This is a genomic window from Micromonospora sp. NPDC049230, from assembly GCF_040647875.1.
Lineage (GTDB): Bacteria > Actinomycetota > Actinomycetes > Mycobacteriales > Micromonosporaceae > Micromonospora.
Genome location: NZ_JBEZCZ010000006.1, coordinates 43,653 through 66,602, shown reverse-complemented (window position 1 = coordinate 66,602; position 22,950 = coordinate 43,653). Strand labels below are relative to the sequence as shown.

Sequence of the window (22,950 nt, the reverse complement as noted above, 5' to 3'; positions counted from 1 at the left end):
GCGTTCGTGAAAGTATTCACAAGCGGACTTGAGTTACCGGGACATTGCCTGGATATGCTCGTCAGGTTGAGCTGTTCCAGCAGGTCCCCGGCGCTGAACGCCTGCTCACGCACTGCCGAATGGACGGATGCTAACTGTCACCATCGGCACTGCGGATGCATATAGGAAAAGCACGACAAGCAATTGTTCGCCACCCATCCAGAATGAGGAGTGTTGCCGCCATGGACTGGCGTCACCATAGTGTCTGCCGCGACGAGGACCCGGAGCTGTTCTTCCCGATCGGGACGTCTGGACCGGCTCTGCTGCAGGTCGAGCAGGCAAAGGCCGTCTGCAGGCGCTGCTCCGTGACCGACCAGTGCCTGCAGTGGGCGCTCGAGTCCGGTCAGGACGCCGGCGTCTGGGGCGGGATGAGCGAAGAGGAGCGGCGGGCCGTCAAGCGGCGCGGCGGCCTCCGCGTGCTGCGCGCTCACTCCGCCTGAACCCCAACGACACGCTGTACGCCCCGGTGGGTTCGCCCACCGGGGCGTTCCGCTGTCCGGTACCGGTTTCAGCCCGCCGGCGCCACGACACGGCCGGACGACCCGTCGTCGACCCGGCGCAGCACCACCTCGACCAACTCCGGCGCGTCGGTCAACGGGGCGGCCACCGCCACCGCACCGGCCGCCCGAGCCGCCTCGGTCACCGCGTCATGGAACAAACCCGGTGCCAGGAAGTACGCGGACACCGCGACCCGCCGGGCGCCGGCCGCCCGTAACCGGGACACCGCCACGCCGGCCGCCGGTGGAGCCGCCGAGGCGTACGCCACCCGGCAGGGCACACCGAACTCCGCGCCGAGCGCGTCCGCGACCCGGCCCACCGAACGGCGTGCCCGCGCGTCCCTGGTGCCCGCCGCCGCCAACGCCAGCGCGTCGAAGCGGCCCGGCCGCGCCTCCGCGAGCCGACGGCGCAGCCCCGCCATCAGCCCCGGGTCGACAGTCCCGTCCGCCGGGCCGAGCACGTCTGTCACGCGTACCGCCAGGGGTGACTCGGCCCGCACCGCCGCGGTGACCGCCGCCGGAATGTCAACCCGATGGTGGTACGCGGCGGTCAGCAGCAGCGGCACCAGGACCGCCCGCGAGTGACCGGCCGCGGCCAGCCCACCGAGCACCTCGGTCGGCCCCGGCTCGGTGTGGTCCAGCCAACTCGCCCACACCGGTGTGCCCGGCCGGGCCGCCGACACGGCTCGGGCCAGTGCCCGGGTGGCGTCGGCCGCCCGCGGATCCCGGCTGCCGTGTGCGACGAGCACCACCGGGTCCGCCCCGCCGGCCGCCCCTGGGCCGGTCGGGGCCGTCGCCGGCGAGGTCAGACGTGCAGCCCGCACTCGGTCTTCTCGAACATGGCCCACCGGCCGGCGCGCGCGTCCTCGCCGGCCTTCGTCCGCCGGGTGCACGGCCAGCAGCCGATCGACCCGTACCCCTGCTTGAACAGCTCGTTCACCGGCACGTTGAAGCGGGCGATGTAGGCGTCGACGTCCTTCTGCGACCACGCCGCGATCGGGTTGACCTTCACCCTGCCGCGCCGCGCGTCGAAGGTCACCACCGGCGTGTTGGCCCGCGTCGGCGACTCGTCCCGGCGCAGACCCGCGGCCCAGGCGTCGTACGCGGTCAGCGCCCGCTCCAGTGGCTCCACCTTGCGCAACTGGCAGCAGTCGTCCGGCGACTTGTTGAACAGCCGGGGGCCGTACTGGCCGTCCTGCTGACCCACTGTGAGCCGGGGACGGATCGACCGGACGTTCACCGGAAGCGTCCGGGCGACCTCGTCGCGGACCCGTAGCGTCTCGGGGAAGTGCAGGCCGGTGTCGAGGAAGACCACGTCCACACCCGGGGCCACCCGGGACACCAGGTGGGCCAGCACGGCGTCGGCCATCGAGCTGGTGACGCAGAACCGGTCGCCGAAGGTCTGCGCCGCCCAGCGGGCGATCTCCAGCGCCGGGGCGCCCTCCAGGTCGCGGCCCGCCTGCTCGGCCAGCGCCCGCAGCTCCTCCGGGTCGCGGCGCGCCGGGTCGGCCTTCGTCGACGCACCGGGCCCGACCAGGCGCAGGTTGGCCGCGGAGACGAGGCTCATCGGGTCACCGCCCGCGAGAGCAGCCCGGTGAACTTCACCGAGAAGACCCGGGTGCAGGCGTGGCACTCCCAGGCGCCGTGGCCCGCCTCGTGCGGCCGCAGGTCTTCCTCGCCGCAGTAGGGGCAGTACAGAGGTGCCGCTCGGTTCTCGCTGCTCACCGCAGTGCCTCCTCGTCGACTCTGATCACCCAGTTGGCGAAGGTCTCGCCCTCGCTCCGGCCGGCCAGGTAGCGGGTGGCCAGCCGTTCCACGTACTCCGGAAGCTCGTCGGCGGTGGTCTTCAGCCCGCGCAGCTTGCGACCGAAGCCGGCCGTCTGCCCCTGGGCCATGCCCAGCCCGCCGCCGAGATGCACCTGGAAGCCCTCCACCTGCCGGCCGTCGGGACCGACCACCAGCTGCCCCTTGAGCCCGATGTCGGCCACCTGGGTGCGGGCGCAGGCGTTGGGGCAGCCGTTGATGTGGATCGAGATGTCCGCGTCGAAGTCACGCAGCCGCTGCTCCAGCCGGGCCACCAACTCCTCGCCGCGGGCCTTCGTCTCGACGATCGCCAACTTGCAGTACTCGATGCCGGTGCACGCCATCGTGCCGCGTCGCCACGCTGACGGCCGGGCCTCCAGGCCAATGCCGCGCAGCGCGTCGACAAGCGACTCCGTCCGCTCCGACGGCACGTCGAGCACCAGCAGCTTCTGGTACGGGGTGAGCCGCACCCGGTCGCTGCCGTGCGCCTCGACCACGTCGGCCAGTTGGGCGAGCTGCCCACCGGAGACCCGCCCCACCACCGGCGCGGCACCGACGTAGTTTCGCCCGTCGGACTGCTCGTGCACCCCCACGTGGTCGACCGGCTTCGACGGCAGGACCGGCGCGGGGCCGTCGAGCAGGGTACGGCCGAGGTACTCCTTCTCCAGGACCTCGCGGAAGCGCTCCACACCCCAGTCGGCCACCAGGAACTTCAGCCGGGCCCGGTTGCGCAGCCGGCGGTAGCCGTAGTCGCGGAAGATGCCGACCACCCCGGCCCACACGTCCGGCACCTCGGCCAGCGGCACCCAGACGCCGAGCCGCTTGGCGAGCATCGGGTTGGTGGACAGACCTCCGCCGACCCAGACATCGAAGCCGGGCCCGTGCTCGGGGTGGTCGACGCCGAGGAAGGCGATGTCGTTGGACTCGTACGGGGTGTCCACCAGCCAGGAGATGGACGTCTTGAACTTGCGGGGCAGGTTGGAGAACTGCTTGTCACCGACGTACCGGGAGACGATCTCGTCGATCGCCGGGGTCGGGTCGAGCAGCTCGTCGCGGGCCACCCCGGCGACCGGGCTGCCCAGCACGATCCGCGGGCAGTCGCCGCACGCCTCGGTGGTCTGGAGGCCGACCGACTCCAACCGACGCCAGATCTCCGGCATGTCCTCGACGCGGATCCAGTGGTACTGGATGTTCTGCCGGTCGGTGATGTCGGCGGTGTCCCGCGCGAACTCCCGGGAGATGTCCGCGATCACCCGCAGCTGGGCCAGGCTGAGCTGGCCGCCGTCGATGCGGACCCGGAGCATGAAGAACTCGTCCTCCAGCTCGTGCGGCTCCAGGACGGCGGTGCGCCCGCCGTCGATGCCCGCCTTGCGCTGGGTGTAGAGGCCCCACCAGCGGAACCGGCCACGCAGATCCTGCGGGTCGATCGAGGCGAAGCCGCCGTGCGCGTAGATGTTCTCGATACGCGCACGGACGTTGAGCGGGTCGTCGTCCTTCTTGATCCGCTCGTTGGGGTTGAGGGGCTCGCGGTGGCCGAGCGCCCACTGACCCTCACCCCGTGGCCGGCGCGGCGCCCGGGCCGGGCGGGTCGTCGGGTCCTCGGAACGGGCAGGAGTGCTGCTGACCGCCATCGCGGCGTCCTCCGTTGTCTGCGGTGCCTCGAAGCAGGCGGGGCGCGACGGCCGGCCCGGCGGAAGCGGGCGGGACAACGGTGTCTGAGACAGCCGGCGCGGAGCGCACCCGAGACAGATTGGTCGGGCGTCGTCAGGAAGCCGGACAGATCGCGCTGCGCACGCGGCCGTAATCGACGTGGCGACGGGCCACGAAGCGGCGGACGACAGCGGCGGTCATGCCCACCATGCTGCCACACGACATGAGCCCCGGCCAATGTCCACGTGCTGGATCCCACATCACGGGCCGGGGATCAGCCGACGAGCTGGTCACCGAGGACAGTCCGGGCATAGCGCACCACTCGCCCCTGTCGTACGCCGACGACCAGGCCGTTGTCCCGCAACGTGGTGAGGTGGTGCGACGCGGTCGCCGCCGCGAGGCCCAACATCGCGGCCAGCTCGCCGGTGCTCAGCGGTGTGTCGAGCAGGGACAGCGCCGCCGCCCTCGTACTGCCGAGCAGCGCGCCGAGCGCGGCGCTGGGCGGCGGCGAGGCCCACAGCCCGCCCAGACCGGCGGGCGGATAGCAGAGGGCCGGGCCGGCGTCCCCCTCCATGATCGCGTGCACCGTCGGGCCGGAGAACGAGGTGGGTAGCAGCGTCCACGGGCGGTCGTCCAGACCGGCCGGTCGGGTGGCGCCGACGGCGACCCGCAGCGCAGCACCGTCCCAGCGGATCAGCGGGTGCAGCTCGCGGAGCAGGGTGCGCCCGCCCTGCTCGCCGGCGAGCAGCGTCCGCCGCCGGATGTCGGCCAGCGCGAGCGCCCGCAGCCGGGGCCAGTCCGGCGCGATCAGCAGGGCGAAGTACCGACGTAGCTGCGCCACCAGCTCGTCCGGGGCCAGCCGGGGCGCGCCGGCCCGGTCCAACTGCCGCCGTACCCGGGTTGGGTCGGTGCTCGCGATCGCCCGCAGCTCGGCAGCCAGGTTCGGGGCCACCCCGATCGGGGTGAGGAAGTCCGGCACGTATCCGTTGGACGACCTGAGCACCGCCAGCAGCGGCTCCAGGCCGGCACCGGGAAGCAGCCGCTCGGCGCGCTCCCGCCAGGGGCGGTGCATCCAGTACTTCGCGGGCTTCCGCAGCGCCCAGGAGCTGGCCACCAGCTCGGCCATCGGCGAGTGCACGAACCGGACCCGACTCAGGTCGTCGGGCGTGAACCGAACCTCGATCACCGACAGATTCGATCACGTTCGAACGGTTCGGCGACAGCGCGCGACCGGTCGAGGATCCTGGCATGGAATACAGGCAACTGGGCCGGTCGGGCCTGCGCGTCAGCGCTGTCGCGTACGGCAACTGGGTCACCCACGGCAACCAGCTCGACGACGAGGCGGCGGGCGCGTGCGTGGCCGCCGCCCTGGACGCGGGCATCACCACCTTCGACACCGCCGACCGGTACGCCCAGGGGCGGGCCGAGGAGGCGCTCGGCAGGGCGCTGAGCGGCGTCCGGCGCAGCTCGATCGAGCTGTGCACGAAGGTGTTCCTGCCGGTCGGACCGGGGGCCAACGACTCCGGGCTGTCCCGCAAGCACATCATCGAGAGCTGCCACGCCTCGCTGCGTCGGCTGGGCACCGACTACGTCGACCTCTACCAGGCACACCGGTACGACGACAGCGTGCCGCTTCCGGAGACGATGCTCGCCTTCGCCGACCTGGTCCGCCAGGGCAGGGTGCTCTACGTCGGCGCCTCCGAGTGGACCGCCGCGCAACTGCGTGCGGGCCTGCGGCTCGCCGCCGACCTGCACGTCCCGTTCATCGCCAACCAGCCGCAGTACTCGATGCTGTGGCGGGTGCCGGAGGCCGAGGTGGTGCCCACCAGCGCCGAGCTCGGGTTGGGTCAGCTCGCCTGGGCGCCGCTCGCGATGGGCGTGCTGACCGGCAAGTACGAGCCCGGCCAGCGCCCGCCCGCCGGCTCCCGGGCCACCGACGGCTTCGGCGGGTCGTTCATCGCCCGTTACTCCTCGGATCTGCTGCTGTCCCGGGTCCGCCAGCTCCGACCGGTCGCCGATGCCGCCGGCTGCACGATGGCCCAGCTGGCGGTGGCCTGGGTGTTGCACCGGCCGACAGTGGCCAGCGCGATCGTCGGCGCGTCCCGACCCGAGCAGCTCGCCGAGACGGCCGCCGCCACCGCGCTCCGCCTGGACGACGAGCTGATGCGGCACATCGATGCGGTGCTCGGCGACCTCGTCGAGCGTGATCCGGCGAAGACCGCCCGGCCGAACGACGTGCCGCCCGCCTGGCGCCCACCGCCTGCGGCCGGCTGACGCCCACGAACGGCACGGCCGTGGCAGGCTCGAACCGTGGGCAGATTGTCCGAGTCGACCGGGGCGGCGTGGGAGCACCTGCGCCGCGTACCGGTCTGGCTCGCCCCGGCGCTGCTGACCCTGGCGGTGACAGTCACCGGGTTGGGCTCCGCCCAGCTCTGGCGCGACGAGTTGGCGACCTGGAGCGCGGCCAGCCGGTCGCCAACGGACCTGGTCCGGCTGGCCGGCACCATCGACGCCGCCACCGGGCCGTACTACCTGCTGATGCACGGCTGGACCGCGCTCGTCGGCGACTCCACGATCGCCCTGCGCGTACCTGCCGTGCTGGCGATGACAGTGGCGGCCGGGTTGCTCGCCGTGCTCGGCGCGTGGCTCGTCGACCGGCGCACCGGTCTGTTCGCCGGGCTGCTGTTCGCGATCCTGCCCGGCACATCCCGCTACGGGCAGGAGGCCCGCCCGTACGCGCTGGCCACCATGCTCGCGGTGCTCGCCACAGTGCTGCTGGTGGCCGCCTTGCGCAGACCGGGCTGGGCCCGCTGGGCCGGGTACGCCGCCGCCGTCGCCGCCCTCGGACTCGTCCACCTGATCGCGCTCACCCTGCTCGCCGCGCACTGCCTGGTCGTCCTGCTCACCTGGTGGCGCGGCCCGGCCACGGCCGGCGTAGCCAGCCGGGACCGGGACGGCGCCGCACGGGACGGGCGGGTGTGGCGGTGGGTGGTCTCCGTGGCGCCGGTCGCGCTGCTTGTCGCCCCCCTGCTGCTCAAGGCCCGCGCGCAGCGGTCCCGGCAGCTCAACTGGGTCCACCTGGTCCGTCTGGACGACCTGACCGCGCTGCCCGGCGGGGTGGCACAGAGCAGCGTGGTGGGTGGCCTGCTGGTCGGGGTCGCCGCGCTGGGTGCGGCCCGGCTCGGTCGACGCGCCGTGCTGCCGGTGAGCGCGGTGCTGCTGCCCGTGCTGCTGCTCTTCGCCGCCGGCGAGGTCGTACCGCTGTGGGTGCCCCGGTACCTGGTCTTCGTTGTGCCCTTCGCCTGCCTGCTGGCGGGCGCGGCGCTTGCCGCGGTGTCCGTGCCGGCCGGGCTAGCCGTGGTGGTCCTTGCCGGGTTGCTCGGCCTTCCCGACCAGGCAGCGCTGCGGCGGACGCACGAGTGGCCGCGCAGCGCGCCGGTGGACTACGCGGGTGCGGCCCGGGTCATCGCCGACGGTCAGCGGCCGGGCGACGCGGTGGTCTACTCCCCCCGGCAGAGCTGGCTCTTCCTCGACCTCGGCATCGAATACCACCTCGACGACCCACCACGCGACGTGCTGGTCACCGAGGACGAGGTCCGCCGGGGCGACCTGTGGGCCGCCGAGTGCCCCCAACCGGCGGGGTGCCTGGCCGGCACGACACGGGTCTGGCTCGTCGTCTCCGGTCGGCACGCCGAGCCGCTGTCCGCCGTGACCGGCCCCAAGGGCGAAGCCCTGCGCGCGGACTTCACGGTCGCCCAGGTCTGGCCGCGCCCCGGCCTCACCGTCGCCCTGCTGACCAGCCGCCCCAACCGCTGACCGGCTGCTCCAACCGGTGACCCGACCAACCCCGGCAGGCCGACTCCCGGCCCACCCGCCTCGATCAGTGTGATGCCGGTGAGTCATCTTGATGACTCACCGGCATCAGGCTCGTTCTGGTGCCCGCACCCCCCGCGGCGGACCCGCCCGGCACAGGACGGACCCGCCCGGCAGGAGGCGGCTCAGCCCGGTGAGCGGACGTCGTGGGCGTTGCGGGCCAGCGGGACGACAAGCACGGCCTCGGTGCCGCCGTTGGCACCGGCCCGCAGCTCGATGGTGCCCCGCAGCTCACCGGTGACCAGGGCGCGGACGATCTGGAGGCCGAGCCGGCTGCCGCGTTCGGCGTCGAAGTCCGGTGGCAGCCCGCGCCCGTTGTCGGTCACCGAGACGTGCAGCATCTTGCGGAACCGGTGCGCCGCGACCACCACCTCCGGCCGGTCCGACGGGTCGACCTCGGCGACGGCGACCGGCACCATGCCCGAGGCGGCGGGGGTCGGGGCGTCCTGCGCCTCGTCGGCCGGCGGGAAGCCGTGCTCGACGGCGTTGAGCAGCAACTCGTTGAGGACCATCACCAGGGAGGTGGCGATCTCCGCCGGCAGGACGCCGAAGCTGCCCCGCCGCCGCATGCCGACGCTCACCTCGGTCGCCGCGACCTCGGTCGCCGCGCTGGCCACCCGGTCGACGATGCCGTCGAACTCGACCGCCTCGTCACTGGACATGGAGAGCGTCTCGTGCACCAGGGCGATCGAGGCGACCCGGCGGACCGACTCCTCCAGCGCGACGCGGGCCTCCGGCATGGCCACCCGGCGGGCCTGCAACCGCAGCAGTGCGGCAACGGTCTGGAGGTTGTTCTTCACCCGGTGGTGGATCTCCCGGATGGTGGCGTCCTTGGTGATCAGTGCCCGGTCCCGGCGGCGGACCTCGGTGATGTCCCGGACCAGCACCAACGCTCCGATCGGCACCCCGGCCGGCATCAGCGGCAGCGCCCGGGTGAGCATCGTGGCGCCGCGCGCGTCGATCTCCCGGCGGGGCGGCGCCTCACCGCGCAGCGCGGCCAGGATGCCGTTCGCCGCCTCGGTGCCGTCCAACGGATCGCCGGCGAGCCGGCGGTGCAACGCGGCCAGGTCCTCGCCAACCAGGTGCGAGGCGTAGCCCAGTCGGCGGTACGCGGACTGCGCGTTCGGGCTGGCATAGGTGACCTTGCCGCCGGCGTCGAGCCGGACCAGGCCGTCGCCGACCCGGGGCGCCGACGTGGTCTCGCCCGGGTGCCGCGGCGGCGGGAAGGTGCCATCCGCGATCATCTGCGCCAGGTCGTCGGCGGTGGTCAGGTAGTTGAGTTCCAGCTGGCTGGGCGTACGGGCGGTGGAGAGGTTGGTGTCCCGACCCACCACGGCGATCACCTCGCCGGCCTCGCCCTCGGCGGTCCGCAGCCGGACCGGGATCGCCTCGTGCCGGGCCGGCACGTCCCCATACCAGACCGGGTCGCCCTCCCGCCAGATCCGGCCCTGGGAGTAGGCCACCTGAAGGTGGGCCACCTCCGGCCCGCCGACGATCCGCCCCACCTGGTCATCCTGGTAGGCGGTCGGTGCGGTGGTCGGTCGGACCTGGGCGACGCACAGGAACGTGCCGTCGGCGTCGACGGGCACCCAGAGCAGCAGGTCGGCGAAGGACAGATCGGAGAGCAGTTGCCAGTCGCCGGCGATGCGGTGCAGGTGGTCGATGTCGGCCGGACGGAGATGGGTGTGCTCCTCGGCGAGGTCGCGCAGCGTGGACACGGTGACCAGGGTGCCACGCCGTGCCTCACATCGTCGCGGTGACCTTCTTCAAGCCGCGCGGCGCGTCCGGGTCCTCACCTCGGGTGAGCGCCAGGGCCAGCGCCAACCGCTGCAACGGCAGGATGTCCAACAGTGGTGCGTACCGTTCGTCGACCTCGGGGACGGCCAGCCGGGTGGCACCCGGCACGTCGGCCGAGCCGACCACCACGACGTCGGCGCGGCGCTCACCGAGGCGGGGCAGCACCTCACCCATCGAGCGGCCACCGGGGCCGGAGCCGACCACGGCGAGCACCGGGACCTCCGGGTCGGTCATCGCGAGCGGGCCGTGCAGCAGGTCGGCGCCGGAGAAGGCGAGCGCCGGCAGGTACGAGGTCTCCATCAGCTTCAGCGCGGCCTCCCGGGCGGTCGGGTAGGCGTACCCCCGGCCGGTGGTGACCAGTTGGCGGGCGAACCGGTAGCGCGGCGCGAGCCGCGCCGGGGTGTCGTCGGCGAGGGTGCGGGCGGCCAACTCGGGCAGCGCGTCGAGCGCCTCCCGTTCGGCAGCGGGGAGCACGCCGTCGCCGGCCCGGATGCCCTCCACGAGCATCAGCAGGGCGAGCAGCTCTGCGGTGTAGGTCTTGGTGGCGGCCACTGCCCGCTCGTGCCCGGCGGCGATGTCGACGCTCAGCTCGGCCACGTCCACCAGCGGCGAGTCTGGCGCGTTGGTCACCGCGAGGGTCAGCGCCCCGGTGGCGCGGGCGGCGCGCAACACCTCGGCCAGGTCGGGCGAGCCGCCGCTCTGGCTGACCCCGACGACGAGCGCGTCGGACAGGTCGGGCCGGGCCCCGAACAGGGTGACCGAGCTGGGCGAGGCGAGCCCGGCGGGCAGGCCGAGCCGGATCTCGGTCAGGTACGCCCCGTAGAGCGCCGCGTGGTCGGAGGTGCCCCGGGCGGTGAAGACCACGTGCCGAGGACGACGTTCGGCGATGACCGCCGCCACCCGCGCGATCTCGGCGGCGTTGGCGGTCGAGAGCAGGCGGGCGTAGCCAGCGGGCTGCTCGTCGATGTCGGCGGCCATGCCGGCCCCTGCACGTGTCACGGAAACCCCTCCCCTGCGCGGTTGCCGCGCAATTCTTGCTCAGTCTTGCACGTTTAACCGTATCTCAGTAATCGAACGAGCAGGAGTGCGCAGATGATCACCAGTTGATCTCAATATCAACTAAGCTTGGCGTGTTGTGTTGCACCCAGCCCAGCGACGAGAGGACGACGTGCCCGAGGGAACGGACGACCCCGCGCTCTCCGTGACGGAGGAACTGGCGCTGGCCCGGCTGGCACTCGACGACGGTGACCTGCACCATGCCGCCGGCCACCTCGCCGGCGCGCTGGCGCGGGCCCCCACCCTCCCGGAGGTGCACGAGACGCTGGCCCGGCTCGCCGCGGCGAGCGGCGGTGGCCTCGACCTCTTCCCGATCAACCACCACACCTTCGTGGGCGCCGTCGTCGCCCGCGCCCATCTGCTCGCCACCGCCGGACGCCCCGCCGAAGGGCTGGAGCTGCTGGCCGCGGCGACCACGTACGCACCCGGCACCGAGTGGGCCGAAGTGCCCTGGGTCACCGCGCCCGAGCTGGCCGAACGGCTGAACCCGGAGCACATCGCCCGCGTCCTCATGCAGGTCTGCGCCGCGCTGCCCGACCCGGTGCCGCGGGTCGACCGGGGCGCCCTCACGCCGTACCTCACGCTGGCCCGCAACGCGATCACCGTCCACCCCGAGCACGGCCTGCTGCTCGGTGCGGCGTCCGCGCTGGCCCGGCGTCTCGGCGAAGCCACGCTGGCCGTGCGCTGGGCCACCCGAGGGGTACGCGCACAACCCTCGAAGATGGGCGAGGTCTGGCTCGGGTACGCGTACCGCAGCGCCGGCCGGACCCGCGACGGCCTGGCCGCCCTCGGTCGGGCCGTCGAGCTGGACCCCGACGACCTGGCGATCTACGCGGACATCGCCGGCACCCTGGCCGACATCGGCCGCCTCGACGAGGCACTGGAGTGGACCGAGCGGGCGCTGGCGCGCGACCCGTCGTTCGACTGCGCGGTGCACACCGCCCACCGTCTACGACACCTGCGCGACGGTGACCTGGCCCACCTGGTCGCGCTCGCCGACTTCGTACGCGACCACCCCGACGACAGCCACGAGCACGGTGACCTGGCCCAGTGCTGTCGAGGCCGGCCGTGGCTCGGCCAACTGACCCCGGCCGGCGGCCCGCTCGTCGACGCGATGCGCCAGGCGGTGGCCGATGACGACAACGGCTCCGGCAGCGCCGTACGCCTGGCCGCCGCGGCCCCGCCGAGCGCCGTCCGGACGGCGACGTCCACCGCCCCCGGGCTGCGGATCGACGTCGTGGGCACGCCCGATCCGGACCCGCGCGAGCCCCGGCGCGCGTCCGCCCAGCGGTTGTGGCACTACGCGGAGAACGTTCCCACGCCCGCGCTGCCGCCACCCTCGGCGACAGCCGTCGAACGGATCGGTCAACTCGCCCACCCGGCGTGGCCGCACCCACCGGCGGCGTACGACGCGGCGGTGGGTCTCGCCGGCCTCGACGTGGCGGACCTGCTCGGCCTGCTGGTGCACCCGCCGGCGGCACCGGCCAACGCCGTGGGGCGGCTGCTGGCCGCCCACGACCCGTCGATCTGGGTCCGTGGCGTGCAGGTCTGGGCCTGCCTGGGGCTGCTGCACCACCGCACCGACGAGCCGTGGGAAGGCTCGACCCGGCGCCGCGTACTACTCGACCTGATCTGGGACGTCGAGGACTGGGTCACCGAGGCGGCGTTGTTCGCCCTGGTCACGGCCGCCTGGGTGGATCCCTCGGTGCGGTCGGACGTGGCGCGGGTGGTGGCGGATCGGCTCGCCGACGCGGCCGCCGTCGCGCGGGCCCGACCGGTCCCGATCGCCGTCTCGCTGGCCCACCTGGCGCTCGCCGTCCCGGAGCTGGACAAGGACACCGCGGCACTGGCCACCCAGCTACTCGGCACCCGACCCGCCAACCTTCCCCGCCCCCGCAATCCCCTCCGCCGCCTCTGGCAACGCCTAACCCGCCGCGACTGAACGCGCCGCGCCGTCCCCGAGGGGGACGACGCGGCGCGTCGGAACAGTTGCGGGTCAGGCCACCGGGGCCGCCTTGCCGAGGGCGACCTCGGCGTCCTCCTCCGGAGTGGCCTGCGGCGGCGCCTCGTTGGCGGTACGCAGCGGGATCTCCTTGATGAACCAGGCGAGCACCGGGATCACGATGGTGAACAGCACCGCCCACAGGAAGACGTGTGAGATCGCGTCGGAGAGACCGCCGAGCACCGCCTCACGCGCCTGGGCCGGCAACTGCTTGAGCTTCTCCAGGTCCATGCTGCCACCGGACTCGTCACCGAAGGCCGCGCCCGCGGCGGAGTCGGCCAGCCGGTTGGCGAAGATCGCGCCGAACAGCGAGATGCCGAACGAGCCGCCGATCGACCGGAAGAACGTCGCCGCGCCGCTCGCCGCGCCGAGATCCTTCTGCTCGACGCTGTTCTGGGCGATCAGCATCGACGTCTGCATCAGGAAGCCCATGCCGACGCCGAGCACGACCATGTACAGCGAGGACGTCAGCTTGCTGGTGTTGGTGTCGAGCATGGACAGCAGCGCCATGCCGGCGGTCATCACGACGCCACCGATGATCGGGTACGCCCGGTACTTGCCGTTCTTGGTGATCGCCCGGCCGATGACAAGCGACACGACGAGCATGCCGAACATCAGGGGCAGCAGCAGCAGACCGCTGTTGGTCGCCGACGCCCCCTGCACGGTCTGCTGGTAGAGCGGCAGGAAGTTCATCGCGCCGAACATCGCGAAGCCGAGCAGGAAGCCGATCACCGAGATCAGCGCGAAGTTGCGGTTGGCGAAGAGCGCCAACGGGAGGATCGGCTCCTGGACGCGGCGCTCCACCAGGCCGAACGCCACAAGCGCGAGCACGCCCAGCACGGCCAGGCCGAGGATCTGCGGCGACGTCCAGTCGTACTCGTTGCCGCCCCAGGTGGTGATGAGCACGATCGCGGTGATGCCGACCGAGAGCAGCCCGGCGCCGAGCCAGTCGATCCGGTGCTCGGTGCGGTATTTCGGCAGGTGCATCGTGCTGATCAGTACGAGCAGCGCGACCCCACCCAGCGGCAGGTTCACGTAGAACGCCCACCGCCAGGACAGGTGGTCGGTGATGAAGCCACCGGCCAGTGGCCCGGCGACCATGGCGATGGCCATGATGCCGGCGATCATGCCCTGGTAGCGCCCACGCTCGCGGGGCGGGACCAGGTCACCGATGATCGCCATCACGCCGACCATGAGCCCGCCCGCGCCGAGGCCCTGCACGGCACGGAAGGCGATGAGCTGGACCATGCCGTCCTGCGGGCCGCCGAGCATCGCGGAGCCGGCCATGCCGCAGAGGGCGGAGCCGACGAGGAAGGTGACCACCGAGGTGAGGAAGACCGACTTGCGGCCGTAGAGGTCACCGAGCTTGCCCCAGATCGGGGTCGAGACGGTGGTGCCCAGAACGTACGCGGTGACCACCCAGGTGAAGTGGTTGAGGCCGCCGAACTCGCCGACGATCCGCGGCAGCGCGGTGCTGACGATCATGTTGTCGAGCATCGCGAGCATCATCGCGATCATCAGCCCGAACAGCACGACCCGGATGTTGTTGGGTCGCACGCCGGTCTGGGTTGCCTGAGTCATGGGTAAGCTCCCCCTGAGAATTGCCATACTTACTTGCCGCCCGGCTAGTCACCTTACTAGCCGCACGGTAAGTTGGGTAGGAAGTACCGGTCAAGTCAATTGGAGGGCGTGGGTGAGGGAGAGCACAGGCGGGACGCGAGAGCGGATCAAGGCCGTCGCGCTCGAGCTCTTCACCGAGCAGGGGTACGAGAAGACCTCGCTGCGGGAGATCGCCGAGCGCCTCAATGTCACGAAGGCCGCGCTCTACTACCACTTCAAGAGCAAGAACGACATCGTCGCCAGCTTCGTCGAGGACCGGCTGGAGGGGATGGACGCACTGATCGCCTGGGCCGCCACCCAGCCCGCCACCCTGGACACCCGGCGCGAGCTGATCTCCCGGTACGCCGACACGATGTTCGACGGGACCCAGCCGTCGGTGATGCGCTTCTTCGAGCAGAACCAGACCGCGCTCAAGAGCCTCTCCTCCGGCCAACAGATGCGCGGTCGGATGTTGGAGCTGGCCGACGCGCTCTGCCGGGGTGACGACTCCCCCGCAGCCCAACTTCGCGCCGCGCTGTCGATCTTCGCCGTGCACACGAGCTGGTTCGCCGTCCGCGCGCCGCTCATCAGCGACGACGAACGCCGCAAGCTCGCCCTGGAGGTGGCCGACGAGCTGCTGGCCGCCATCGGCACGCAGCCCGACGAGGCCGCGCAGCCCGACCGGGGCGCGGGTCCGACCGACCTGGGCTGATCGGTCGACGGCGGGTCAGCCGCGCGTCAGGTCCAGTCGCAGGCCGAGCAGGTCCACGTCGACCGCCGGCGACCAGTCCTTCTCCGGAGCGCGGACGAACCCGAGCCGCGAGTAGAGCCGGTGCGCCGCATCGGCCATCCCGGCCCGGACGCAGATCACGACCGCCGTGCAGCCGAGCTCGGCCGCGCGCTCGACGCACGCCCTGGCCAGCGCGGCACCGACGCCCCGCCCCTGAGTCCCGGGGTCGACCGCGAGCATCCGGAACTCCGCCTCGCCCGGCCCGGACAACTCGGCGAACGGGGTGCCCGGCAGCACGAAGGTCACCGAGCCGAGCACCGCCCCGGTCACCTCGTCGACCGCGACCAGCACCTCGCCGCTGTCGGCCCGGGTCGACACGTCGGCCAACACGGTGCCGTACCCGTGCTCGTCCTTGAGCTGGCCGTCCGCCTCGTACGCGGCCACGGTCAGCCGGGCCACCACCGGGAAGTCGGCCGGCTCGGCCCGCCGGACCCGCACCCCGGTCAAGCAATCACCGCGATGAGGTCGCCGTCCTGCACGACGTCGCCCTCGTGGACCACAAGCTGCTCGAGCACACCGTCGGACTCGGCGACGACCGGGATCTCCATCTTCATCGACTCGAGGATCACCAGGGTGTCGCCCTCGGTCACCGTGTCACCTGCCGCGGCGACGACCTTCCAGACGTTCGCCACCATCTCGGCGCGGATCTCCTCGGCCATGTCCAGGCCCTCCCTTTTCGCGATGTGCCTGCCGACGTATCCAATCATGCGGCCACCGGCCCCGGGTGCGCAGCGGCCCGGTCGGAATGGCGTACCCGCCCTGGGGAAGGCGACGGGTGCCGACCGCACTACCATCAGCGGGTCGGACCCGTTGCCGGGCCGCCGGTGGGTGCACCGGCGCCGAGGTCGTGGGCAGCACGGATCCGACCCAACACGAGGAGGTCAGCATGGCGAAGAAGTCCCGGAAGAAGAAGGCTCGTAAGAAGAGCGCCGCGAACCACGGCAAGCGTCCCAACTCCTGAACGGGTCGACGGGCCGGCGGCCCGTCGCCGATCAGCTGGACCCGGCCGACGCCGGACACACCGGTGGCCCGGGTCGATGTCGACCCGGGCCACCGGTGTTGACGCTGTCGTGCCGACGCTCAGTCGGCCAGCTCGCGGGAGTCACTGGTCTCGAAGACCACCAGCTCGGTCAGCTTGACCCGCAGGCGCTCGCGCAGTTCGTCCGGCGCGGTCTCGTTGCCGCAGCAACGAGCGACCAACGCCCGCACCTCCTGCTCCAGCCCGTACTCGCGCAGGCAGGGCCCGCACTCGTCCAGGTGGTGCCGGATCAGCGAACGCCGCTCGTCGGCGCACTCCAGATCCAGGTAGAGGTAGACCTCCGCGAGCACCTCGCGGCAATCCGTCTCGTGCGGCTCCCCACAGCTCACGTCACACCTCCCGGCCGGCGGCGGCGGTCGAGCCCTTCGACGAGCGGGCCGCACTGAAGCCCCGCTCCCCGGCGTAGCGCTCAAGCAACTTGCGCAGATTACGACGCCCCCGGTGCAGACGTGACATCACAGTGCCGATCGGCGTACCCATGATGTCCGCGACCTCCTTGTACGAGAAGCCCTCGACATCGGTCAGGTAGACGGCCAGCCGGAACTCCTCCGGCAACTGCTGGAGGGCTTCCTTGACGTCGCTGTCCGGCAGTCGGTCAAGCGCCTCGGTCTCGGCCGATCGCAACCCACTGGAGGTGTGCGACTCGGCCTCGGCGAGCTGCCAGTCGGTGATCTCCTCGGTGGGCGCCTGGATCGGCTGGCGCTGCCGCTTGCGGTAGGAGTTGATGTAGGTGTTGGTCAGGATCCGGTAGAGCCAGGCCTTCAGGTTCGTGCCCTGCTCGAACTGGTGGAAGGCCGCGTACGCCTTCAGGTACGTCTCCTGGACCAGATCCTCGGCATCCGCCGGGTTGCGTGTCATCCGCAGCCCAGCAGCGTAGAGCTGATCGACGAATGGCATCGCGTCCCGTTCGAATCGGGCCCTGCGCTCGTCCGTCTTCTCGGTGGTCAACCGCACATCCCCTCGCGTCGGATGCTTTCCCGCCGAGGATACGCGCACGGACCTGCCCGCAGATTCACTTCCGGCCGGTGTGCCCGTGCTCACCGCACCCACCCCGCCCGGTCCCGCCGTCGCGGGCCACTCCGGGCCATCCAGCAGCCGCTTCAGCTGCCGGGCGTCCCGTTCGCCCCGTTCCAGGCTTCGTGTCTCGGTCGGCACCGGTCACCCCCCTCGCAGAAAACTCGTCCGGGGTTAGTAACGCGAGATGACCACCGGGGCATTCCGGCTGACCTCCCGTTCCTGGTCCCGGCCCCGACGGCGGCCGGCGCTGGGACCAGGAAGGGCCTGGGAGGACTGGTGTCGCAGGTCCGGATCGGGCCGGCGGCACCATCGGATGCAACGACCCGCGCCCGGCACCGGAAACGGTCGTCCGGGCGCGCCGGGGTCGGCCGGATCAGTCGGGTGCCCAGCCCTGGGCACGCAGCCAGGCCCGGACGGCGGCGGCGGTGCCGGCCGGGTCCCGCCGCAGGTCGTGCGTCTCCCCGGGACGGGTCACCACCTGCACTGTCGGCCCCGGCTCGGGTGTCCCGAACGGGTCCCGGTCGCCGTTGACGACAAGCGTCGGCAGGCCGGTGGCCAGTTCGGCGGCGCGCGAGCGCTCCGGCCGCCCGGGTGGGTGCAGCGGGAAGGCCAACGCGACAACACCTGCCGCACCCACCGCACGGGCCGTGCGGCAGGCCACCCGAGCGCCACTGGAGCGACCACCGACCAGGACCGTCGGCACGTCGGCGTGCCTCTCCCGCAGCACGGCGAGCACCGCCGTCCAGGCCTCGTCGAGATGACCCGCCGGTGCCGGCGCACGTCGACCGGCGACCCGGTAGGGCTGGGTCACCCGGACCACCGCCAGGCCGGCCGCGACCGACGCGTCCCGGACCGCGAGCAGGTCCGGGGCGTCGACGCTGCCGCCCGCGCCGTGCCCGAGCACGAGCAGCGCGGTGACCCGGCGGGTCGGCAGGTCGGTGTCGATCCGCGCCGAACCGCGCGGAGTGTCGATCTCGTCGCTGGGCAGCACCGACCCATTCTGCGCCGCCTGGCCGGCGGCGGGTGCCGGCCGGGTGAGCTGATCAGCTCAACGGGACCAGAGTGAGCAGGCGATCGCGCACCGGCGGGCCGGCGTCGTCAACGGCGTCCGGGTCCGGATCGACCTCGCCCCGCCAGGCGACGAGCATCGCCCGCCGCTCGCGGGGTGTGGTGGCACCCCACACGCCGTGGCAGTCACCGACGTCGAGGGCCCAGGCCAAGCAGGACCCCTGCACGTCACAACTGCGGCACAGCGCGACGGCGGCGTCCGCCGGCTCGTTCGGTGCCGGAAAGAACGTCTCCGGATCGACGCTCTGACAGGTGCCTCTGGTGCGCCACGCGTCGTCTTGTCGTCGTTCCCGCACGGCCCGCAGCAGTCGCGGATCTCGCCGCGCCGCAGCCACCTCGTGCGGGCGAGGCATACGCGCCCGTGTCATCCACCCACCTCCCCCGTGGGACCGGCAAGATCGGTAGACGTCGTTCGCCCCGTGCGAATCGACGGCCACTACCGGCGCTGTGTTCTATCGCACTTCACAACACCGGGACAAGGGTCTGCCGGGAACATGACTGAACAGCTGGGAGACGAATCGCGCGCAACAGTGGCAAATCGGCGCCCGACGATGTGCGCCGATCTCAGAACAGGGTCAAGTCCTGCGGCGTCACCGTCGGCGCCACCGACACCCGCTCGGTCAACTGCGGCCCGTCATTGCGGACGTCGCCCACCGCGGCCCCGACCGGGCGGATCTCCAGGCCGGCGAGCCACTCCGCCGACGCCGGCACGAGCAGCCGCTCCGGCGCGTCGGTCGGCGCCAGCCACGACGACCACCGCTCGGGCGGCAGCAGCACCGGCATCCGGTCGTGCACCTCGGCCAGGTCGCCGAGCGCCGCGGTGGTCAGCACGCTGAAGGTGAGCCGGGTCTCGGCATCGGACTCCCAGACCGACCAGATGCCGGCCAGTGCGAGGACCGAGCCGTCCCGGGGGGTCATGAAGTAGGGCTGCCGCCCGCCGTCGGGCCGCCGGACCCACTCGTACCAGCCGTCGGCCGGGACCAGGCAGCGCCGTCGGGAGAACGATCCGGCGTACGCCCGGCTGGTGGCCACCGTCTCCGCCCGCGCGTTGATCATGCGGGCTGCCCCGGCCGGAGACCGGGACCAGTGCGGCAGCAGACCCCAGCGACCGACACACAGGCTGCGGTGCCCCTCGGGGCTGACCCGGACCAGCGGCACCGGGTCGGTCGGCGCGACGTTGTGATCCGGTCGGAGCGGGCCGTCGGTGTCGTCGGACGACTCGAACAGCGCGCTCAGCTCACCGGAGCTCCGGGTCGTCGCGTACCTGCCGCACATGGGCCACACGCTAACGCGTCGGAGCCCCGTCGGCTGTCCCGCCAACCGGGAGCACGACCACCGCCCCCCGCCGCCGACCTGTGGACGCGGCAGAATGTAACAGTGGGGAATCTGACCGCGACCCGGCCGCCACAGCCGTGGACCGCACCGACCGCATCCGACCCGGTGTCGACGACGCTGCGTCTGCCCGGTTCGAAATCGATGACCGCACGTGCCCTGGTGCTCAGCGCGCTGGCCGCCGGGCCGTCGACGCTGGCCCGGCCGCTGCGCGCCCGGGACACCGAGTTGATGGCCGCCGGGCTGCGGGCGATGGGCGCGCACGTGTCGATCAGCGACGACGAGCGCTGGCTGGTCCGGCCGCGCCCGCTGGCCGGGCCCGCACACGTCGACGTGGGGCTGGCCGGCACCGTGATGCGGTTCGTGCCACCGGTGGCCGGTCTGGCCGACGGGCAGGTCACCTTCGACGGCGACCCCTACGTCCGCACCCGGCCGCTCGGCCCGCTCGTCGGCGCACTGCGTTCGCTGGGCGTCCGGATCGACGTCACCGGCACCGGCAGCCTGCCGCTGACCGTGCTCGGCACCGGCCGGGTCACCGGGGGCGAGGTGGTGCTCGACGCGTCCGTGTCCAGCCAGTTCGTCTCCGCGTTGTTGCTGGCCGCTCCACGCTTCGACAGGGGCGTCGTGGTCCGCCACGTCGGCCCGCCGGTGCCCTCCGCGCCACACCTGCGGATGACCGCGCGGATGCTGCGGGCCGCCGGCGCGGCGGTCGACGACAGCACCCCGGACGTCTGGGCTGTCGAGCCCGGCCCGCTCACCGGGCGCGGCTGGGACATCGAGCCGGACCTCTCCGGCGCCGTGCCGTTCTTCGCCGCCGCCCTGGTCACCGGTGGCGAGGTGACCCTTCAGGGTTGGCCGCACAGCAGCGCGCAGCCGGTCGAGCAGCTCCGCTCGCTGCTCCAGCGGATGGGCGGCGAGGTCACCCTCTCCACCAATGGGCTGACCGTGCGCGGCACCGGCGTGGTGCACGGCCTGACCGCCGACCTCTCCGACGTCAGCGAGCTGACCCCGGCGCTCACCGCGTTGGCCATGCTTGCCGACTCGCCGTCGGTGTTCACCGGCGTCGGGCACATCCGCGGCCACGAGACCGACCGGCTGACCGCGCTCGCGCGCGAGTTCACCGGGCTCGGGGCGGACGTCACCGAGGCACCGGACGGGCTGGAGATCCGGCCCCGGCCGCTGCACGGCGGGATGTTCCGCACCTACCACGACCACCGGATGGCGCACGCCGCAGCGGTGGCCGGGCTCGCCGTTCCCGGCATCGAGGTCGACGACGTGGGGTGTACCTCCAAGACCATGCCCGAGTTCCCGGCACTATGGTCAGCGATGGTGACCGGAAAGTGAGCCTCCAGACGCTCACTAAGAGCTGACGCGAGAAGAGGACAGGTCCTGGCGACCAAACGGCGGGAGTACGACGAGGACGACGTTCGGGTCCGGCCCGGAAAGTCGTCGCGCCCGCGTACGCGCACCCGGCCCCAGCACAGCGACGCGGTGGACGGCTTCGTCATCGCCGTCGACCGGGGGCGCTACCAGTGCGTGCTCGCCGGTGCCGAGCGCGGCGTGGTGGGGGCCGAGCTGCCCACGGTGAGCGCGATGCGAGCCCGCGAGTTGGGCCGCAAGTCGGTGGTGGTGGGCGACCGGGTCAGCCTGGTCGGGGACACGTCCGGGGCGGAGGGCGCTCTCGCCCGCATCGTCCGGATCGCCGAGCGCCGCTCGGTGCTGCGCCGCACCGCCGACGACGACGAGACCACCGCCGAGGGCCGACTGGAACGCGTGGTGGTGGCCAACGCCGACCAGCTGGTGATCGTCAGCGCGCTGGCCGACCCGCCGCCGCGCACCGGGTTCATCGACCGCTGCCTGGTGGCCGCGTACGACGCGGACGTCGAGCCGCTGCTCTGCCTCACCAAGGCCGACCTGGCCGGGCCGGAGGAGGTGCTCGGCTACTACACCGAGCTGGAGCTGCCGTACGTGCTCAACCGCCCCGACGGCGACCTGGGGGCCCTGCGGGCGTTGCTCAGCGGCAAGGTGTCGGTCATGGTCGGGCACTCCGGGGTGGGCAAGTCGACACTCGTCAACCGCCTCGTCCCGGACGCGCTGCGCGCGGTCGGCGTGGTCAGCGCGATCGGCCGTGGCCGGCACACCTCCACCAGCGCGGTGGCGCTGCGGCTGCCACCGGTGCCGGGCGTCGACACCGACCCCGGTTGGATCATCGACACTCCCGGAATCCGCAGTTTCGGGCTGGCGCACGTCTCGGCGGACAGCCTGTTGCACGGCTTCCCCGACCTGGTCGAGGGCACCGTCGACTGCCCGCCCAACTGTCAGCACACCGCCGACGAGGCCGCCTGCGGGCTGGACGCCTGGGTGGCCGCCGGTAAGGCCGACCCGCGCCGGTTGGCCTCGTACCGCCGGTTGCTCGCCTCGCGGGCCGGCGAGGGCGACTCGCGCGGCGAGACCGACCAGCGCGGGCCCGGCGAGGGCGACCGGCGCGGGCCCGACGAGTGACCCGGCGGGCGTCGGCTAGGTTGCCGGCATGACCGGGTACGCCGACGACCTCGCCCTCGCCCACCTGCTCGCCGACCGGGCCGATGCCATCTCCACGGCCCGGTTCCGCGCGCTCGACCTGCGGGTGGAGGCGAAGCCCGACCTGACCCCCGTCTCGGACGCGGACACCGCCGTCGAGCGGGAGATCCGCGCCGTGCTGGCCGAGCACCGGCCGACCGACGGGCTGCTCGGCGAGGAGTACGGCGCGCAGCCGGCCAGCGACCCGGACGGCCGCCGCTGGATCATCGACCCGATCGACGGCACCAAGAACTTCGTCCGTGGCGTGCCAATCTGGGCCACCCTGATCGCGCTCTACGACGGTGACCTGCCGGCGGTCGGCGTGGTGTCCGCGCCGGCGCTGGGCCGGCGCTGGTGGGCCAGCGCGGGAGCGGGCGCGTACGCCGGTACCGGCCCCGCCAGCGGCGAGCGGATCGGGGTGTCCGCGGTGCGCGACATCGCGGACGCCAGCTTCTGCTACTCGTCGCTGGAAGGGTGGGAGCGCGCCGGTCGGCTCGACGCGATGCTCGACCTGATGCGGGCCACCTGGCGCAGCCGGGCGTACGGCGACTTCTACGGCTACATGCTGCTGGCCGAGGGCGCACTGGAGGTGATGGTCGAGCCGGAGCTGTCGTTGTGGGACGTGGCGGCGTTGGTGCCGATCATCACCGAGGCGGGTGGCACTGTCACGGATCTGTCCGGTCGACCGGCCCCGGCCGGCGCGCCGGGCACCGAGAGCAGCGTGGTGGCCACCAACGGTGTGCTGCACGCCGACATCCTCGCCCGGCTCGATCGTCCAGCCGAGCGCTGACCGTCGCCAACCTCTATCCTCGCCAGGTGGTCTCCTCCG

Annotated in this window: 23 protein-coding genes; 8 read left to right on the top strand and 15 right to left on the bottom strand. The window is 72.7% G+C overall.

Features of this window, described 5'->3' with window-relative positions; genetic code table 11:
• Positions 1-221 precede the first annotated feature (221 nt).
• A complete protein-coding gene (locus AB0A95_RS07465; protein WP_088950012.1) occupies positions 222-479 on the top strand; it encodes a WhiB family transcriptional regulator in 258 nt (85 codons plus the stop codon).
• Positions 480-547: 68 nt separating this feature from the next.
• On the opposite strand, the gene AB0A95_RS07460 is transcribed toward AB0A95_RS07465, so the two are convergent.
• The 5 genes from AB0A95_RS07460 to AB0A95_RS07440 form a co-directional block, all read right to left on the bottom strand.
• The gene (locus AB0A95_RS07460; protein WP_357554953.1) at positions 548-1,345 is read right to left on the bottom strand and encodes a CbiX/SirB N-terminal domain-containing protein; all 798 of its coding nucleotides are present in this window, start codon (positions 1,343-1,345) and stop codon (positions 548-550) included.
• Positions 1,342-2,103 carry a phosphoadenylyl-sulfate reductase gene (locus AB0A95_RS07455; protein ID WP_357554786.1) on the bottom strand — a complete coding sequence of 254 codons (762 nt, stop codon included), beginning with the start codon at positions 2,101-2,103 and terminating at the stop codon, positions 1,342-1,344. Before AB0A95_RS07455 ends, AB0A95_RS07460 begins: the two co-directional genes overlap by 4 nt.
• Positions 2,100-2,261, bottom strand: coding sequence for a hypothetical protein (locus AB0A95_RS07450; RefSeq protein ID WP_167393614.1), 162 nt, complete (start codon positions 2,259-2,261; stop codon positions 2,100-2,102). Before AB0A95_RS07450 ends, AB0A95_RS07455 begins: the two co-directional genes overlap by 4 nt.
• Entirely contained in the window at positions 2,258-3,970 is a 1,713-nt protein-coding gene (locus AB0A95_RS07445; RefSeq protein WP_357554785.1) for a nitrite/sulfite reductase, read from the bottom strand. The genes AB0A95_RS07450 and AB0A95_RS07445 overlap by 4 nt, the downstream gene beginning before the upstream one ends.
• Before the next feature lie 293 nt (positions 3,971-4,263).
• Positions 4,264-5,175 carry an ArsR family transcriptional regulator gene (locus AB0A95_RS07440; RefSeq protein ID WP_357554784.1) on the bottom strand — a complete coding sequence of 304 codons (912 nt, stop codon included), beginning with the start codon at positions 5,173-5,175 and terminating at the stop codon, positions 4,264-4,266.
• 62 nt (positions 5,176-5,237) lie between these two features.
• Here AB0A95_RS07440 and AB0A95_RS07435 point away from each other — a divergent pair, with 62 nt between their 5' ends.
• Both AB0A95_RS07435 and AB0A95_RS07430 read left to right on the top strand, forming a co-directional pair.
• Positions 5,238-6,263 (top strand): aldo/keto reductase family protein, encoded by a 1,026-nt coding sequence (locus AB0A95_RS07435; RefSeq protein ID WP_357554783.1) that lies wholly within the window; start codon positions 5,238-5,240, stop codon positions 6,261-6,263.
• A gap of 36 nt (positions 6,264-6,299) precedes the next feature.
• Entirely contained in the window at positions 6,300-7,805 is a 1,506-nt protein-coding gene (locus AB0A95_RS07430; RefSeq protein ID WP_357554782.1) for a glycosyltransferase family 39 protein, read from the top strand.
• 182 nt (positions 7,806-7,987) lie between these two features.
• Here the strand turns inward: AB0A95_RS07430 and AB0A95_RS07425 are convergent, their stop codons facing one another.
• A complete protein-coding gene (locus AB0A95_RS07425) occupies positions 7,988-9,580 on the bottom strand; it encodes a histidine kinase N-terminal domain-containing protein (RefSeq protein ID WP_357554781.1) in 1,593 nt (530 codons plus the stop codon).
• Positions 9,581-9,605: 25 nt separating this feature from the next.
• Entirely contained in the window at positions 9,606-10,637 is a 1,032-nt protein-coding gene (locus AB0A95_RS07420; RefSeq protein WP_357554952.1) for an SIS domain-containing protein, read from the bottom strand.
• A gap of 190 nt (positions 10,638-10,827) precedes the next feature.
• On the opposite strand from AB0A95_RS07420, the gene AB0A95_RS07415 reads away from it, so the two are divergent.
• Positions 10,828-12,657 (top strand): tetratricopeptide repeat protein, encoded by a 1,830-nt coding sequence (locus AB0A95_RS07415; protein WP_357554780.1) that lies wholly within the window; start codon positions 10,828-10,830, stop codon positions 12,655-12,657.
• Positions 12,658-12,711: 54 nt separating this feature from the next.
• On the opposite strand, the gene AB0A95_RS07410 is transcribed toward AB0A95_RS07415, so the two are convergent.
• Positions 12,712-14,298, bottom strand: coding sequence for an MDR family MFS transporter (locus AB0A95_RS07410; RefSeq protein ID WP_357554779.1), 1,587 nt, complete (start codon positions 14,296-14,298; stop codon positions 12,712-12,714).
• A 112-nt stretch (positions 14,299-14,410) separates the two neighbouring features.
• Between AB0A95_RS07410 and AB0A95_RS07405 the strand changes: the two genes are divergently transcribed.
• The gene (locus AB0A95_RS07405; RefSeq protein WP_357554778.1) at positions 14,411-15,028 is read left to right on the top strand and encodes a TetR/AcrR family transcriptional regulator; all 618 of its coding nucleotides are present in this window, start codon (positions 14,411-14,413) and stop codon (positions 15,026-15,028) included.
• A gap of 15 nt (positions 15,029-15,043) precedes the next feature.
• Here AB0A95_RS07405 and AB0A95_RS07400 read toward each other — a convergent pair whose 3' ends face one another.
• The 7 genes from AB0A95_RS07400 to AB0A95_RS07370 form a co-directional block, all read right to left on the bottom strand.
• Positions 15,044-15,553, bottom strand: coding sequence for a GNAT family N-acetyltransferase (locus AB0A95_RS07400; RefSeq protein ID WP_357554777.1), 510 nt, complete (start codon positions 15,551-15,553; stop codon positions 15,044-15,046).
• Positions 15,550-15,771, bottom strand: a complete 222-nt coding sequence (locus AB0A95_RS07395) for a biotin/lipoyl-binding carrier protein (RefSeq protein ID WP_357554951.1) — start codon at positions 15,769-15,771, stop codon at positions 15,550-15,552. The genes AB0A95_RS07400 and AB0A95_RS07395 overlap by 4 nt, the downstream gene beginning before the upstream one ends.
• 415 nt (positions 15,772-16,186) lie before the next feature.
• Positions 16,187-16,474 (bottom strand): mycothiol system anti-sigma-R factor, encoded by a 288-nt coding sequence (rsrA, locus tag AB0A95_RS07390; RefSeq protein WP_030336658.1) that lies wholly within the window; start codon positions 16,472-16,474, stop codon positions 16,187-16,189.
• 1 nt (position 16,475) lies between these two features.
• The gene (locus AB0A95_RS07385; protein WP_357554776.1) at positions 16,476-17,300 is read right to left on the bottom strand and encodes a sigma-70 family RNA polymerase sigma factor; all 825 of its coding nucleotides are present in this window, start codon (positions 17,298-17,300) and stop codon (positions 16,476-16,478) included.
• 235 nt (positions 17,301-17,535) lie between these two features.
• Positions 17,536-18,153, bottom strand: coding sequence for an alpha/beta family hydrolase (locus tag AB0A95_RS07380; protein ID WP_357554775.1), 618 nt, complete (start codon positions 18,151-18,153; stop codon positions 17,536-17,538).
• A gap of 52 nt (positions 18,154-18,205) precedes the next feature.
• Positions 18,206-18,598, bottom strand: coding sequence for a WhiB family transcriptional regulator (locus tag AB0A95_RS07375; RefSeq protein ID WP_357403254.1), 393 nt, complete (start codon positions 18,596-18,598; stop codon positions 18,206-18,208).
• Positions 18,599-18,794: 196 nt separating this feature from the next.
• Entirely contained in the window at positions 18,795-19,505 is a 711-nt protein-coding gene (locus tag AB0A95_RS07370) for an SOS response-associated peptidase (protein ID WP_357554774.1), read from the bottom strand.
• Positions 19,506-19,607: 102 nt separating this feature from the next.
• On the opposite strand from AB0A95_RS07370, the gene aroA reads away from it, so the two are divergent.
• The 3 genes from aroA (at position 19,608) to hisN (ending at position 22,911) form a co-directional block, all read left to right on the top strand.
• A complete protein-coding gene (aroA, locus tag AB0A95_RS07365; RefSeq protein ID WP_357554773.1) occupies positions 19,608-20,906 on the top strand; it encodes a 3-phosphoshikimate 1-carboxyvinyltransferase in 1,299 nt (432 codons plus the stop codon).
• A gap of 147 nt (positions 20,907-21,053) precedes the next feature.
• On the top strand, positions 21,054-22,064 hold the full coding sequence (rsgA, locus tag AB0A95_RS07360; protein WP_357554772.1) for a ribosome small subunit-dependent GTPase A: 1,011 nt from the start codon (positions 21,054-21,056) through the stop codon (positions 22,062-22,064).
• A gap of 28 nt (positions 22,065-22,092) precedes the next feature.
• Positions 22,093-22,911, top strand: a complete 819-nt coding sequence (gene hisN / locus AB0A95_RS07355) for a histidinol-phosphatase (RefSeq protein ID WP_357554771.1) — start codon at positions 22,093-22,095, stop codon at positions 22,909-22,911.
• Positions 22,912-22,950 lie beyond the last annotated feature (39 nt).

Bases quoted from the DNA above. Each gene is read 5' to 3' on its own strand.
- AB0A95_RS07435 (WP_357554783.1), top strand. From the start codon at position 5,238: ATGGAATACAGGCAACTGGGCCGGTCGGGCCTGCGCGTCAGCGCTGTC.
- AB0A95_RS07455 (WP_357554786.1), bottom strand. From the start codon at position 2,103: ATGAGCCTCGTCTCCGCGGCCAACCTGCGCCTGGTCGGGCCCGGTGCG.
- hisN (WP_357554771.1), top strand. From the start codon at position 22,093: ATGACCGGGTACGCCGACGACCTCGCCCTCGCCCACCTGCTCGCCGAC.
- AB0A95_RS07445 (WP_357554785.1), bottom strand. From the start codon at position 3,970: ATGGCGGTCAGCAGCACTCCTGCCCGTTCCGAGGACCCGACGACCCGC.
- AB0A95_RS07410 (WP_357554779.1), bottom strand. From the start codon at position 14,298: ATGACTCAGGCAACCCAGACCGGCGTGCGACCCAACAACATCCGGGTC.
- AB0A95_RS07420 (WP_357554952.1), bottom strand. From the start codon at position 10,637: ATGGCCGCCGACATCGACGAGCAGCCCGCTGGCTACGCCCGCCTGCTC.
- AB0A95_RS07465 (WP_088950012.1), top strand. From the start codon at position 222: ATGGACTGGCGTCACCATAGTGTCTGCCGCGACGAGGACCCGGAGCTG.
- AB0A95_RS07370 (WP_357554774.1), bottom strand. From the start codon at position 19,505: ATGTGCGGCAGGTACGCGACGACCCGGAGCTCCGGTGAGCTGAGCGCG.
- AB0A95_RS07375 (WP_357403254.1), bottom strand. From the start codon at position 18,598: ATGACACGGGCGCGTATGCCTCGCCCGCACGAGGTGGCTGCGGCGCGG.